Genomic DNA, 13964 nt, shown 5'->3' with positions numbered 1-13964 from the left:
GTATTTTCCATACAAGTTTTTATTCGAGAGGACTGCGCCCTTTTTTGGCAGCAATGCGCATGCGCAATGCGTTGAGCTTGATAAAGCCGGCCGCATCGGCCTGGTCATAAGCACCGGCATCGTCTTCAAAGGTTGCAATACTTTCGTCAAACAATGTATCTGTAGATTGGCGACCAACCACTATCACATTGCCTTTATAAAGCTTAAGGCGCACCTTACCGTTTACGAAACGCTGTGAGTTATCAATCATCTGTTGCAGCATCTCACGCTCGGGAGACCACCAGTAGCCATTATAAATTAGCTTGGCATAACGTGGCATCAGCTCATCTTTCAGATGAGCCACCTCACGGTCCAGAGTAATCGACTCTATCGCCCGATGGGCTTTGAGCATAATGGTGCCACCCGGTGTTTCGTAGCAACCCCGCGCCTTCATGCCCACATAACGGTTTTCAACAATATCGACACGGCCAATACCATTGGCACCACCGATCCGGTTGAGGTGCGCTAACACCTGGGCAGGTGACATGGGCTCACCGTTGATGGCAACAATGTCGCCCTTCTGGTAATCCAGTTCGAGGTAGGTGGGCTCTTCCGGTGAGGCCTCGGGCGAGACGCTCCATAACCACATATCCTCTTCCGGTTCATTCCATGGATCTTCCAGCAACCCTCCTTCGTAGGAGATGTGCAACAGGTTGGCATCCATGGAATAGGGCGATTTCTTGCCCTGCTTGTTTTCCACAGGGATATTGTGCAAATCGCAGTAGGCCAGAAGGCTCTCACGGGAGCTGAGGTCCCAGTCCCGCCAAGGGGCGATCACCTGAATGCCAGGCTTGAGCGCATAGGCTCCCAGCTCAAACCGTACCTGGTCGTTACCCTTACCGGTGGCACCATGCGCGATCGCATCGGCACCGGTTTCATTGGCGATCTCTACCAGTCGTTTGGCAATCAAGGGGCGTGCAATGGACGTTCCGAGCAGATATTCACCTTCATAGATGGTATTGGCGCGGAACATGGGGAATACGAAGTCTCGGACAAACTCTTCTCGCAGGTCATCAATGTAGATCTCCTTGATACCCATCGCTTCTGCTTTCAAGCGAGCCGGTTCAAGTTCCTCACCCTGTCCCAGGTCAGCCGTAAAGGTGACCACTTCACATTGGTAGGTGTCTTCCAGCCACTTGGCGATAACCGAGGTATCGAGACCTCCGGAATATGCCAGGACTACTTTATTGATGCTTTTCATCGAGTTATTCCACTCTCTTTGTTTGTTCTACTGATGATTGCCGAGTTTTCACGTCCAAAAGGCAGAGTATTCTAAACGCCCACGTAACCAAAGCCCAGCCCGATAGCGGGATAAGGTGAATTTTCCGAGCTTTCTTTGATTAGATGTCGGTAACGGAGTACAGCGTTACACCGAAATGGCGCCCGGTATGGGCTCAAGTATCGAAGTTTTCTTCTTTTTCCAGACGGATGGTAACCCGGCGGTTGCGGGCTCGGTTGGCGGCGGTGTTATTGCTAACCACTGGATAGCGCTCACCATGAAAACGCAGCAGAATCATATCCGTAGGCAGTCCACGCTTTTGCAGATAATCCCTTACCACCTCTGCGCGCTCTTTGGATAGTTCACGGTTAGCCAGCCTTCGACCACGGTTATCGGTGTGGCCATCAATAAAAATGGTGCTTACCGATGGATCGGCTTTAACGTAGGTGATGATATTGCCAAGTTTCTGCAAGGCTTCCTGACGAAGCTGGGTTTTGCCGGTATCGAAGAGCACGAAAGAGCGCTGTATCTGGTCGAAGTTGACGGGTAGCAGTTGCGACAAGCAGCTCACATACTGCTGATACACGACCTGAAAATTCACCGGTGACAACTCCACATTTACCGGCTGCTTGCTGTCGTACCAGGCCAAACGATGAATCGTCGGCTGCATGCCTCCATAGAGCTGGGCCAGCATCGAACTGGGCAGAGAGCCCTTGATAGCAACGGGTTGGCGTCCAGATACCACCTTGACTGCTCCCATTTCACGCACCGGGGAGCCGATACGCCAGGATGGGGGTTGAGCGGTCATTTCCGCCTTACCTTGTCGCATCGGCCGGTGCCAACTATCCAGATAGAAACTGACCCGTTCGCCAGCGCGATGGGAAAACACCGCTTCGCCATAACTGGGGATAGCATGGGATAAACGACATTCGAAAACCGAAGCCTCAAGCCTCCAGATCGAATTGTCGATTGGTGCCCGGTATGTCATGGCGTGAGCCGAGCTCACCAGCAGCGCTAGCATTCCCGACCCCATAACAACCCATTTACCCAATCCTCGCACCGCTCACTCCCGAATATGTCTTGTTACGTTCTTCTCTCTTTTCCGCTATCGGCCAAGCCAACAATTACTTTACCCCTGTAACAAAAGCTTGCCACCATCACTTTGATCGCACGCCCCCGCTACCGTCAGCAGCGGCTTTGGGGTAGGATGCGCAACTGCTACAAGGATCCGCAATCAAGGCTTGCCTCATGACTGATACTCTTACCATCACTCGCCCCGACGACTGGCACCTGCATCTGCGTGACGGTGCTGCCCTGCAACACACTGTCGCCGATGCATCCCGTTATTTTGGCCGCGCGATCGTCATGCCAAACCTTACGCCACCGGTAACCAATCTGGCTGAGGCTATGGCCTATCGGGAGCGAATCCTTGCCCAGCGCCCAACAGATCGTCAATGGCAACCGCTTATGGTGCTCTACCTGACCGATAACACCAGCGCCGAGACCATTCGGGCCGCCTATAAGGAGGGTCAGGTTACGGCTGCCAAACTCTATCCCGCCGGAGCCACCACCAATTCAGATTCAGGCGTGACCGCTCTGGAAAACATCTATCCGGCCCTTGAAGCCATGGCTGAGGTCGGCATGCCTCTACTGGTACACGGAGAGGTGACCCACGACAGTATCGATATCTTTGATCGTGAAGCCGCTTTTATCGACCAGCAACTTTCCCCCCTGAGGGAGCGCTACCCTGAACTTAGAATCGTCTTTGAACACATCACCACTGAAGACGCTGCCCAGTTTGTTCGCTCCGCCGACAGCAATGTGGGTGCAACCATTACGCCTCAACACCTGATGTACAATCGTAATCACCTGTTGGTCGGTGGTATCAAACCCCATTTCTACTGCTTGCCGGTGCTCAAGCGAAATCGTCACCAACAGGCTTTACGGGACGTGGTCGCCAGTGGCGATAACCGTTTCTTCCTGGGTACCGATTCGGCGCCCCATGCACAAAACGCCAAAGAAAACAGCTGTGGCTGCGCCGGTTGTTACAGCGCTCATGCGGCACTGGAACTCTACGCCGAGGTGTTTGAAGAACTGGGAGTGCTGGACAAACTCGAAGCCTTTGCCAGCTTTAATGGCCCCGACTTCTATCGACTGCCACGCCATACCGATCAGATTACTCTGCGTAGACAGCCCTGGACGATTCCAGAAACACAACAGCTCGGGGAGCAGGTACTGGTTCCATTACGAGCCGGTGAAACACTGCAGTGGCAGGTTATCGATGAGGAACGATCTTGAACAGCGAAGAGAACCCGCCAAAAACCCTGATGGCTGGCCGCTTTCGTGGCTTTCTACCGGTTGTAATCGATGTCGAAACCGGTGGTTTCAATGCGGCGACCGACGCCCTGCTGGAAATCGCCGCCGTCACCATGAGCATGGACGAAGAGGGTTTTCTCTATCCGGATGAAGCCATCTCCTTCAATGTAGAACCCTTTACCGGAGCCAACATTGAGTCCGCGGCCCTGGAATTCACGGGCATAGATCCGACCAACCCCCTGCGCGGTGCTGTGGAGGAGAAAGAGGCGCTGGAAAAGATCTTCCGTATCGTACGCAAAACGGTCAAGAGTACCGGCTGTAACCGTGCGGTACTGGTCGGACATAACGCGACCTTTGATCTGGGCTTTCTCAATGCGGCCGTTAATCGCAGCGAACTGAAACGCAATCCGTTTCACCCCTTCTCAAGCTTTGATACAGCGACCCTGGCCGGACTGGCCTACGGACAAACCGTACTGGCCAAATCCTGTCAGTCGGCCGGTATCGAATTTGATAACCGCGAGGCACACTCAGCCCTTTACGATACCGAAAAAACAGCGGAGCTGTTTTGTGCCATTGTCAATCGTTGGCAAGAACTCGGTGGCTGGAATCCCTTTCGCTGAACCTCGATTAAATACACAAACCAAACGGGTTCTGACAACCACAAAAAAGGGCGCAAACAATGCGCCCTTTTTTGCTAAAAGCTAATTACTAAGGTCAAGTAATTACAGCCCTTCAGCGTTTTCACTCAGGTACTTGGCAACACCGTCAGGTGAAGCGTTCATACCCTTGTCACCTTTGTTCCAGCCTGCCGGACATACTTCGCCGTGCTCCTGATGGAACGCCAGTGCGTCGATCATACGCAGCATCTCATCGACGTTACGTCCCAGTGGCAGGTCATTCACCACCTGGTGACGGACCAGGCCGTCTTCGTCGATCAGGAAAGAACCACGGAAAGCAACGCCACCCTCGGCTTCGACATCGTAGGCACGGCAGATTTCGTGCTTCACATCGGCTACCAGAGTGTACTTAACGGGACCAATACCGCCCTCGTTCACTGGCGTGTTACGCCAGGCGTTGTGGCTGAACTGGGAATCGATAGAAACACCAATTACTTCAACACCACGGCTGGTGAACTCTTCGATGCGGTGATCAAAAGCGATCAGCTCGGAAGGACAAACAAAGGTGAAGTCCAGCGGATAGAAAAAGACAACGGCTTTTTTACCTTTGATGGCCGCTGATAAAGTGTACTCATCAACAATTTCGCCATTTCCCAGCACAGCCGCTGCGGTAAAGTCAGGTGCAGATTTGCCTACTAATACGCCCATGGATCATTCTCTCCAATGTTAATTTAAGGTAAAGGTGCTACTACCAGCGAAAGCCATGAGCAACCCAATAACAACACCCTGCCATAGGGCACAATCAAAAGGTGAAGACGAGTTAGCAGAATACTGGACTTGCTGATGGTTTTCTCTGGAAGGCTGAGTGTATAACACCCGGCCTACTGAGTCAGGTTAAGAATTTTACACCGCCCCATTGGGGCAGCCCAGCAATCGTCGATTGATTTTTCTTTGCACACCGATAGAAAATCACTATTGGATAAACAATGATATAAATACAACCCAAGACAATTGATAATGATTCCTGTTTGCTTTATCATTTGCGCATTCTGATATCCACTCCGACAAGAGAGCCCTTTATGTACGTTTGCCTCTGCAAAGGAATCACCAGCAGCCAAATACAGCAATCGATTGATGCCGGTGCCGGCAATCTGCGTGATTTACGCGAAAGTCTGGGGGTCGGCACACAATGCGGAAAATGTGCCAGCGTCACTCGGGATCTTCTGCGCCAATCCGATAGCAACAACAGCGCATCGCGCTGCGATTATTATTCTGCCATTTAACACAGGCTGAATAACCTCTATTAGCACTGCCTGATCTGGTAGTGCCCGCCTCTGGCTTGCCAATCTACTTGCTTGATCCATACTGAGTTATCAATAGATCAGTGCGATAGCGGCTGCAGGAGGCGCATCATGAAGGGCGACAGCAAGGTCATCCAACACCTCAACCAATGTCTTGGCAACGAGTTGATTGCCATCAACCAATACTTTCTTCACGCCCGGATGTACAAGGACTGGGGCTTGAGCGAACTGGCCGAAAAGGAATACCACGAATCCATCGACGAAATGAAACACGCCGACTGGCTGATCGAACGTATCCTGTTTCTCGAAGGCCTGCCTAACTTGCAAGATCTGGGTAAGCTCAACATCGGTGAAAACACCCCTGAAATGCTACAAAGCGATCTGGATCTTGAAATGAAGAGAGCCGTGCCAGACCTGCGCGAAGGGATCGCCTACTGCGAAAGTGTTCGGGATTATGTCAGCCGGGAACTGCTGGAGAAGATTCTGGATTCCGAAGAAGAGCATATTGACTGGCTGGAAACCCAACTGGATCTTATCGATAAAATGGGGCTGCAAAACTATTTACAGTCTGCCAGCTCACAACCCTGAAGCCCTTTCTCGGACAGGCCGAGCCCTTAAAGCACAAAGCCCGCAATCTGCGGGCTTTGTGCTTTAAGGCATGATCCGGAGCCGAGCTTATTCGGCGTCAGATTCAGAATCCGCTTTCGCTGCAGACTCCTTGATCAGGGTTTGCAATTCGCCAGATTCATACATTTCAACCAAAATATCGCTACCACCTACCAGCTCGCCACCCACCCACAGCTGGGGAAAGGTTGGCCAGTTGGCATACTTGGGCAAATTCGCACGAATCTCAGGCTGCTCAAGAATATTGACGTAGGCGAAACGCTCACCGCACGCCATCACCACCTGAGCAGCTTTCGAGGAAAACCCGCACTGGGGCATATTGGGGGTGCCTTTCATAAACAGCAGTACGTTGTTGCTTTCAATCTGCTGTTTGATCTGATCCATAATATCCATCAGGTTACCTCTGTGTAATCAACGTCGATTCCGCGGCTTGGTCTGCTTTACAGTGCCCTCACCGTCTCCTGCGCGCATTCTACAACAAATACCTGCATTTTGGTCCCCCATATCCTCAGTCAGGAGTAACCGCCTTTACGGTCACCGGCACTCCATTGATGGCGGCGTTGCCCGACAAGCTATCCAGCCACAACTCATCGGTGAGGTCGTTAGCACTCGGGGCACTCTGCTCAGAGGCTACCCGAAGCTTAACCCCGGGGCGCTGATGCCCCCATCCATGAGGCAAACTGACCACCCCGGGCATCAGGCTGTCAGTAGTGGATACCGTCACAAGAGCTTCTCCAACTCGGGATTTCAGCACAGCTTTATCACCCTCCGACAGACTATGGCTCGATGCATCCTCGGGGTTCATCAACAGCGCCGTGCGTGACTTGCCTTTAACCAGCCGCTGACTGTTGTGCATCCAGGAGTTATTGCAGCGTACATGACGGCGACCAATAAGTTGCAAGCCCTGTACCGGAGTCTGCGCTGCGGCCTCAACACGATCGATGTCCTGCAAGCACTCGGTTACATCACAATGGATCTGGCCATCGGCGGTTTTTATACGTTGCAGCAGATTGGGGCGCATGGGCCCACGATCGATACCACTGGGTGCTTGCTGCAGTTCATCAACACTCAAACCACCGACCGACAAACCGCGATCCACCACCTGCCGCGGTGATGGCAACGGCTGGAAGCTGTCTCCCATGCGCTCGACAATAGCCTGCCCCAACCCATTGAAGAGCTCCCAATCCAGCAGCGTCCCCTCCTCTTTGGCGAAGACTGCTTTGCTATAACGCTGGGTATCGCGTACGGCAAAATGGTGAAACACCATATCGTACTGTTCATGCACCAAGGGAGAAGCCGGAGGTAATATGATATTGGCAAAACGGGTGGTTTCATTCAGGTAGGGGTCAATGGCGACCATAAAATCGAGCCCTGCCAGGGCTTTTTCCATCTGTTTACCATTGGGCGTCGACAGTACCGGATTCCCCGCAATGGTCATCAACGCCTTGATCTGGCCTTCGCCAGGCTCCAGCATCTCTTCTGCCATTGCCGAAGCCGGCAGTTCACCGGAAAATTCTGGTAATCCGCGCACACGACTCTGCCACTTGTTGAAATGCCCTGCCGGGCCAAAAGCGGTGAAATCAATCGCCGGGGCCGGGAACATCATTCCGCCCGGCTGGTCGATATTGCCGCCGACCAGATTAATCAGGTTAATCAGCCAATGACAGAGTGCGCCAAATCGTTGAGTCGATACCCCCATGCGGCCATAGCAGAGTGAACGCTCTTTCATCAGCGCGCTCGCCATCGCCTCTATGTCTTCTGCAGCGATACCGGTGCGATTGCTGACCGATGCTGCTGTAAAGGTTTTAATACGCTCGGCTACGGTTTCAATGCCCTGCAAACGTTCGCCGATTTCCCCCTTGCCACGATACCCGGCCATTAACATTCGATTCAGGATGGCCAGCAGCAACAAAACGTCGGATTCGGGGCGAATAAAGTGGTGCTGATCGGCAATTTCAGCGGTCTCGGTACGCCGGGGATCAACGACAACCAATTGTCCCTTTCGGTCCTGAAGGGCTTTCACACGCTTGCGGAAATCGGGCACTGTCATCAAGGAACCGTTTGACGCCATAGGGTTACCACCCAGCATCAACAGGTAATCGGTACGATCAATATCCGGCACCGGCAACAAAAACTGGTGCCCATACAACCAAAGGGAATTCAGATGGTGGGGCAGCTGGTCGACCGAGGTCGCGGTAAACCGATTTCGAGTTCGAATCGGCTTGGTCACCTGCTTTGCGTGGGTAATAGAACCTATATTGTGGGCGTTGGGATTGCCCTGATAAGTCGCTATCGCATCGGCGCCATAAGACTCCTGCACAGCAAACAGCGCGTCAGCCACCTCTTTGAAGGCCTGTTCCCACTCGATCTCATGCCATTGATCACCATCTCGCTTGATTGGTTTCTTGAGTCGGTCGGGATCTTCGTGCAAATCCTGCAAAGCTACGGCTTTAGGGCAGATATGCCCGCGGCTCAGAGGATCATCTTCATCCCCCTTGATGGAGATCACTTTATCTCCCTGAGTGACAATTTTCAGGCCGCAGATGGCTTCACACAGATGACAGGCTCGGTAATGGGTTTGTTCGCTGGTCGACATATCAGGTTACTCTCGGGGCACTCGTTATGGTGCTCAATGATTATTATGGAATCAGATTAGCGCCGGCCTCAGTCCTCACGCAACCGCGTTCACCAGATGGATGATGATCTATCAATCAAGCTGATGATCTATGAATTGAATATAAATCCCGTCCATATTTTTCACTCCCGTTGATCTACGACAGTATTGCGAATGAGTTTCATTGCTCGTGATGGACGCAGCCTTTAAAATACCCCTTCATATTTCCTGCGCGCCAAAGGCGAATTCTAACCGGGACCTACATGGATCTACTTCTCGAGGTCAGCCAGATTAAGCTGGCCTATGAACATCAGATCATCGTTAATGACCTGAGTTTTCACGTCAACGACGGTGATATCTGCAGCTTGCTAGGCCCCAGCGGGTGCGGCAAAACCACCACTCTTCGCGCAATCGCAGGTTTTGAATCCCTGCTTGGAGGAGAAATTCGGCTGGATGGGCGAGTGCTCTCCTCGGCAGATAACCAGCTGCCACCCGAACAACGCCAGATTGGCATGGTGTTTCAGGACTATGCTCTCTTCCCTCACCTGACCATCTACGAAAATATCGCCTTTGGTATCAAGCAACAGCGCAATAAAGGCGCGACCGTTAAACGTCTACTGAAGTTGGTAAACCTGTCAGGTCTGGACCGGCGCTACCCCCACGAACTCTCCGGCGGACAACAACAGCGAGTGGCCCTGGCGCGCGCTATGGCACCCGAGCCCCGTTTATTGCTGCTCGACGAGCCCTTTTCCAATCTGGATGTCGACCTGCGTCGCCGGCTCAGCCAGGAGGTACGTGAGATTCTCAAAGAGCAGAAAATCAGTGCCATCCTGGTCACCCACGACCAGGAAGAGGCCTTCGCCTTTTCTGACAAGGTCGGTGTCATCAAAGAGGGCAACCTGCTGCAATGGGATACTCCGTACGAGCTGTATCACGAGCCCAACTCCCCTTTTGTTGCCAATTTTATTGGTCAGGGGCACTTTATTCGCGGCCAGATGAAACGGGCTGACAGCATACAGACTGAACTCGGAGTGCTGGCCGGCAACCGAGTGTTCAACTGGCCCGAGGGCACTCCCGTGGAAGTATTATTGCGCCCGGACGATGTTATCCCCGACAAAAACAGTAGCTGCCTCGGAACGGTCATCCGTAAAACCTTTATGGGCGCCGTCACCCAATACCAGTTACGCTTACCCACCGGCAGTGTGGTTGAGTCACTGATCCCCAGTCACCTCGATCTGGACGTCGGTGAAGAGATGGGCGTACGCGTGGAGGCGGATCACCTGGTGGTGTTTGCCACTCCGACCGATGGCAATCCGGAGTTTTCCCGCACCTATCGCGAGGCCTGATAGCCTCAAAAAAACCGGCACCGATCCCTGTTTGCCGTTGCCCCGGCCGCTTATGCCGGAGCAATCATGGACGAGCCTGTGTCCAGTTTTGTTCAACTGGACACTCGCACTTCACTTGCCCGGAATCTCACTGCTAACCCGGGCAACCGCATCGAGCCAGCCTTTATAGAGTGATTCCCGACGCTCCGCATCCATATTGACCTCGAAACTGCGATCACCGTACCAAAGCTTGCTAATACTCTCCAAAGAGTCATAAATGCCCAGCTGCAACCCTGCCAGGTAGGCCACTCCCAGGGCGGTGGTTTCGGTAACTTCGGGCCGTTCGACCCTGGCATCGAGCATATCGGCGAGAAATTGCACCAGCCAGTTATTGACCACCATGCCTCCGTCTACCCTCAGGGTTTCCGGCTTTTGTGCGCCATCGGCTTGCATCGCCAGCATCAAATCCCTTGTCTGGTAACAAACGGACTGAAGCCCGGCGGCCACTATTTCAGGAATGCCGCTATCGCGGGTTAAGCCCATAATGGCACCTCGCGCATTGGGGTCCCAGTAAGGTGCTCCCAACCCGGTAAAGGCAGGCACCAGATAGACACTGGAATCGCGGGCCTCCTTGGCCAGAGCTTCGGTGACGCTGGCGTGGGGAATCAATCGAATGCCGTCCCGCAACCACTGCACAGCGGCACCGGCCACAAAAATACTGCCCTCGACAGCGTAGCTGACTTTACCATTCAAGCGGTAGCCCACCGTCGTAAGCAGACGATTATTGGAGCGCACCGCCTTGTCACCGGTGTTTAAAATCAGGAAGCAGCCGGTACCGTAAGTACTCTTGGCCATACCAGGCTGAAAACAGGCTTGGCCTACGAGCGCCGCTTGCTGATCACCGGCGATAGCAACAATCGGAATTTCACTGCCAAACAGCGCTTTATCGGTAGCCCCAAAATCGGCACTGCAATCCTCCACCTCGGGCAACATGGCAGCAGGCACCTGAAACAATTCCAGCAACTCCGGGTCCCATTGCTGCCGGTGGATATCGAACATCAGGGTACGCGACGCATTGGTCGCATCGGTCTTGTGGCTTCGGCCACCGGTCAGGCGCCACAGTAAGAAGCTGTCCACGGTGCCAAACATCAGCTCGCCGCGTTCTGCGCGTTCGCGGGCGCCCTCGACGTGATCCAGGATCCAGGCCGTCTTGGTAGCCGAGAAGTATGGATCGAGTAATAACCCGGTTTTCTCAGCGACCCTGTCTTCATGCCCCTGCCGCTTTAATAATTCGCATTGTTTTGCAGTCCGCCGGTCCTGCCAGACGATTGCATTGTAGATCGGCTGGCCACTTTCACGCTCCCAGACAATGGTCGTTTCACGCTGATTCGTGATGCCAATTCCGGCCACGTCGGACGCTTCCAGATGCCCCTTTTTCAACACCTGCCGACACACCTCGAGGGTGCTTTCCCAGATCTCTTGCGGATTATGCTCAACCCAGCCATCATTCGGATAGATCTGGCTAAACTCCTGCTGGCTCTGCCAAAGGGGGACCCCCTTGGTGTTAAATATAATAGCGCGTGTGCTGGTTGTCCCCTGGTCAATAGCCATCAGGTATTGGGTCATAATCCGGTTCCTTCTTCCCTGCTTTCCTGGTTACTTTTTCCGGCCGCCGATACCGAGCCGAGATCTATTGATGGAGCATAACACTCGATAAAGCTTCGCAGCTATCACCATCCATATCAGGCTGGACGCTTGGGGAACGAGCCCGTAAAATTGAATACCAATCAAACAATATTAATTTTATTGAGATTTTTTAATAATGCTCGAACTGCGTCACCTGAAAACACTGATCGCCTTGCGCGATTGCGACAGCATGGCCGAAGCCGCATCCCGTATAGGGCTAACTCAATCGGCGCTGTCCCATCAACTGAAAGATCTCGAAGGTCGGGCAGGCACCACACTGGTTATTCGCAAAACCCGACCACTGCGCTTTACTACCGGTGGCCAACGCCTGCTCAATCTGGCCAGCGATATATTGCCCATGGTGCGCAGTGCCGAGCTTGACCTGGAGCGTCTGGCGGGGGGCGAAGCAGGTCGACTGCATTTAGCCATCGAGTGCCACAGCTGCTACCAATGGTTGATGCCCACTATCGACGAATTTCGAAACCATTGGCCCGATGTCGAACTGGATCTGGCCAGCGGATTCAATTTTGCTCCTTTACCTGCCCTGCAGCGCGGCGATCTCGACCTGGTGGTCACCTCCGACCCCGAAGAACTGGTCGGCGTCAGTTATATCCCTCTGTTTCGCTACGAAAGCCTATTAGCCGTCGCCAACCAGCATCCACTGGCAGCACGCAATCATATTGAGCCTGAAGACCTGCGCCAGGAGGTGCTGATTAGCTATCCGGTCGAGCGTAATCGTCTCGATGTATTTAATCGCTTTCTCGACCCGGCAGGCATTGAGCCACTGGCGGTCCGTACCTCGGAGTTAACCGTCATGATGATGCAACTGGTGGCCAGCGGCCGGGGAGTCTCGGCCCTGCCCAACTGGGCCTTGGCAGAATATCTGGAAAAAGGCTATGTCAGTGCGCGCCCGCTGGGGCCCAATGGTGTCACCGGCACCCTGTTTGCCGCAGTGCGGGAAGATCAGCTGGACACGCCCTTTATGCAGGATTTCCTGTTAACCGCCAAGGATATCTCGGCCGATACCCTGAGCGGCATTGAACAGGTTCGCTAAACCAGCAGGCCCCTTAAGGCGCTGCGGCTTTGCTTGCGAAGGTCTCTAATACCGTAGCGATTTTTTTCAGCACGGGAGCGCAGCCCTGCATTTGATGCCGTTCGGCCAGATACGCGGGCGCGTTGTAACTGATCCAGACCTGCCCTTTGTTGTCTTCGCTGATCAACATTTTCTGAGGCAGATCGATGGCAACACTGGGTTGGCATTTCATTAAAGGCGTCCCCAACTTCGGATTACCGAAAATCAACAGCTCCGTGGGGGCCAAGTCATTACCAACCGACATGGCACCTTTGGCGTGATCCACCCGAGCGAACAGAGTTACCCCTTTCTTCTTGAACATGGCCTGTAAGCGTTCGCTGGTGTTCGCTACCGAATGAGCACTGCGTACCCATACAAGGCCATCATCCGCTTGCACCGCAGCTATCGGTAATCCTGCCAATATGGCCATCGCACTGAGCCCTGCCAGTATTCGTGTAATCCATTTCATCGCTTGTCTTCCTTTCCAGGTTTTGTAGGTTATCGAGCCATCCAGCTGCCACCAACATGGCAGCGCAAGATTAGCGTTTACTAACGGATTCTATTTCACCCCCCGCTTCAGTCCAGGCGCTAAAACCACCTTCGAGGTGGGCAATCTCGGTCACCCCCATTCGCATGGCCGTATGGGTTGTGAGCGCCGAACGCCATCCCTTATTACAATAGAAGATCCAGCGCGAGTGCTCGGCGAAAATGCCTTTAAAGTAAGGGCTTTCGGGATCGATCCAGAACTCCATCATGCCTCTGGGCATATGAAAGGCACCTGGAATCTTCCCTTCACGCTGCACTTCGCGTATATCCCGCAGATCAACCAGCAACGCATCAGAATTTTTTCTTGCTTGCTGTACCTGCTCGACGGTCAGGCTCTCTACGACTTTCTCGGCTTCCGCCAGAAGCGCAAAAAAACCTTTGGTTAACGCTGGTTTCATTTGCTAGACCCTCCCTGCATGAATTTTCGTTCAACCGTTTAAGGCACCTCTGATTAATTCAGATGAACTCTGGATTCGCCTGAAAGTCCCGTAGGGCGGGCCTAAAAATGGCTTTTCTCGGTGTTGAAGCCCTTGTTCAGGTCTCGACATGAACGGCGAGCTTCGCCTTGATAAAAACCATTTTAGGATCCGCAGAGATCTATCCGA

General features: G+C 53.3%; 14 protein-coding genes. 6 read left to right on the top strand and 8 right to left on the bottom strand.

The annotated features are described in order from the left end of the window. Positions 1 to 19: 19 nt before the first annotated feature. Together MIB40_RS11225 and MIB40_RS11220 are read right to left on the bottom strand one after the other, a co-directional pair. Positions 20 to 1240, bottom strand: a complete 1221-nt coding sequence (locus MIB40_RS11225; protein WP_249694095.1) for an argininosuccinate synthase — start codon at positions 1238 to 1240, stop codon at positions 20 to 22. Between the two features lie 193 nt (positions 1241 to 1433). Beyond that, entirely contained in the window at positions 1434 to 2279 is an 846-nt protein-coding gene (locus MIB40_RS11220) for a flagellar protein MotY (protein ID WP_249694093.1), read from the bottom strand. A 227-nt stretch (positions 2280 to 2506) separates the two neighbouring features. Here MIB40_RS11220 and pyrC point away from each other — a divergent pair, with 227 nt between their 5' ends. Further along, a complete protein-coding gene (pyrC, locus tag MIB40_RS11215; protein WP_249694091.1) occupies positions 2507 to 3556 on the top strand; it encodes a dihydroorotase in 1050 nt (349 codons plus the stop codon). Positions 3557 to 3585: 29 nt separating this feature from the next. After that, positions 3586 to 4194 carry a ribonuclease T gene (gene rnt, locus MIB40_RS11210; RefSeq protein WP_249694223.1) on the top strand — a complete coding sequence of 203 codons (609 nt, stop codon included), beginning with the start codon at positions 3586 to 3588 and terminating at the stop codon, positions 4192 to 4194. 102 nt (positions 4195 to 4296) lie between these two features. Here rnt and MIB40_RS11205 read toward each other — a convergent pair whose 3' ends face one another. After that, entirely contained in the window at positions 4297 to 4899 is a 603-nt protein-coding gene (locus MIB40_RS11205; RefSeq protein WP_249694090.1) for a peroxiredoxin, read from the bottom strand. 371 nt (positions 4900 to 5270) lie between these two features. On the opposite strand from MIB40_RS11205, the gene MIB40_RS11200 reads away from it, so the two are divergent. Beyond that, positions 5271 to 5474, top strand: a complete 204-nt coding sequence (locus MIB40_RS11200; protein ID WP_249694088.1) for a (2Fe-2S)-binding protein — start codon at positions 5271 to 5273, stop codon at positions 5472 to 5474. A 129-nt stretch (positions 5475 to 5603) separates the two neighbouring features. Then, a complete protein-coding gene (gene bfr / locus MIB40_RS11195) occupies positions 5604 to 6080 on the top strand; it encodes a bacterioferritin (RefSeq protein WP_249694085.1) in 477 nt (158 codons plus the stop codon). An 87-nt stretch (positions 6081 to 6167) separates the two neighbouring features. Here bfr and grxD read toward each other — a convergent pair whose 3' ends face one another. Then, positions 6168 to 6509 (bottom strand): Grx4 family monothiol glutaredoxin, encoded by a 342-nt coding sequence (gene grxD / locus MIB40_RS11190; protein WP_319941653.1) that lies wholly within the window; start codon positions 6507 to 6509, stop codon positions 6168 to 6170. Between the two features lie 115 nt (positions 6510 to 6624). Beyond that, positions 6625 to 8712: a molybdopterin-dependent oxidoreductase gene (locus MIB40_RS11185; protein ID WP_249694083.1), complete on the bottom strand. Its 2088-nt coding sequence runs from the start codon at positions 8710 to 8712 to the stop codon at positions 6625 to 6627. A gap of 281 nt (positions 8713 to 8993) precedes the next feature. On the opposite strand from MIB40_RS11185, the gene MIB40_RS11180 reads away from it, so the two are divergent. Next, on the top strand, positions 8994 to 10076 hold the full coding sequence (locus tag MIB40_RS11180) for an ABC transporter ATP-binding protein (protein WP_249694081.1): 1083 nt from the start codon (positions 8994 to 8996) through the stop codon (positions 10074 to 10076). A gap of 111 nt (positions 10077 to 10187) precedes the next feature. Here the strand turns inward: MIB40_RS11180 and glpK are convergent, their stop codons facing one another. Next, entirely contained in the window at positions 10188 to 11681 is a 1494-nt protein-coding gene (gene glpK / locus MIB40_RS11175; protein ID WP_249694073.1) for a glycerol kinase GlpK, read from the bottom strand. 196 nt (positions 11682 to 11877) lie between these two features. Here glpK and MIB40_RS11170 point away from each other — a divergent pair, with 196 nt between their 5' ends. After that, a complete protein-coding gene (locus MIB40_RS11170) occupies positions 11878 to 12795 on the top strand; it encodes a LysR family transcriptional regulator (protein WP_249694072.1) in 918 nt (305 codons plus the stop codon). Between the two features lie 13 nt (positions 12796 to 12808). Here MIB40_RS11170 and MIB40_RS11165 read toward each other — a convergent pair whose 3' ends face one another. Both MIB40_RS11165 and MIB40_RS11160 read right to left on the bottom strand, forming a co-directional pair. Further along, positions 12809 to 13282, bottom strand: a complete 474-nt coding sequence (locus tag MIB40_RS11165) for a DUF302 domain-containing protein (protein WP_249694070.1) — start codon at positions 13280 to 13282, stop codon at positions 12809 to 12811. Between the two features lie 70 nt (positions 13283 to 13352). Then, a complete protein-coding gene (locus MIB40_RS11160; RefSeq protein ID WP_249694068.1) occupies positions 13353 to 13757 on the bottom strand; it encodes a rhodanese-like domain-containing protein in 405 nt (134 codons plus the stop codon). Positions 13758 to 13964 lie beyond the last annotated feature (207 nt).

Source organism: Aestuariirhabdus haliotis (assembly GCF_023509475.1).
GTDB classification, from domain to species: Bacteria; Pseudomonadota; Gammaproteobacteria; order Pseudomonadales; family Aestuariirhabdaceae; genus Aestuariirhabdus; species Aestuariirhabdus haliotis.
The sequence above is the reverse complement of the archived record's forward strand: the minus strand, read 5'-3'. Positions and strand labels throughout refer to the sequence as shown.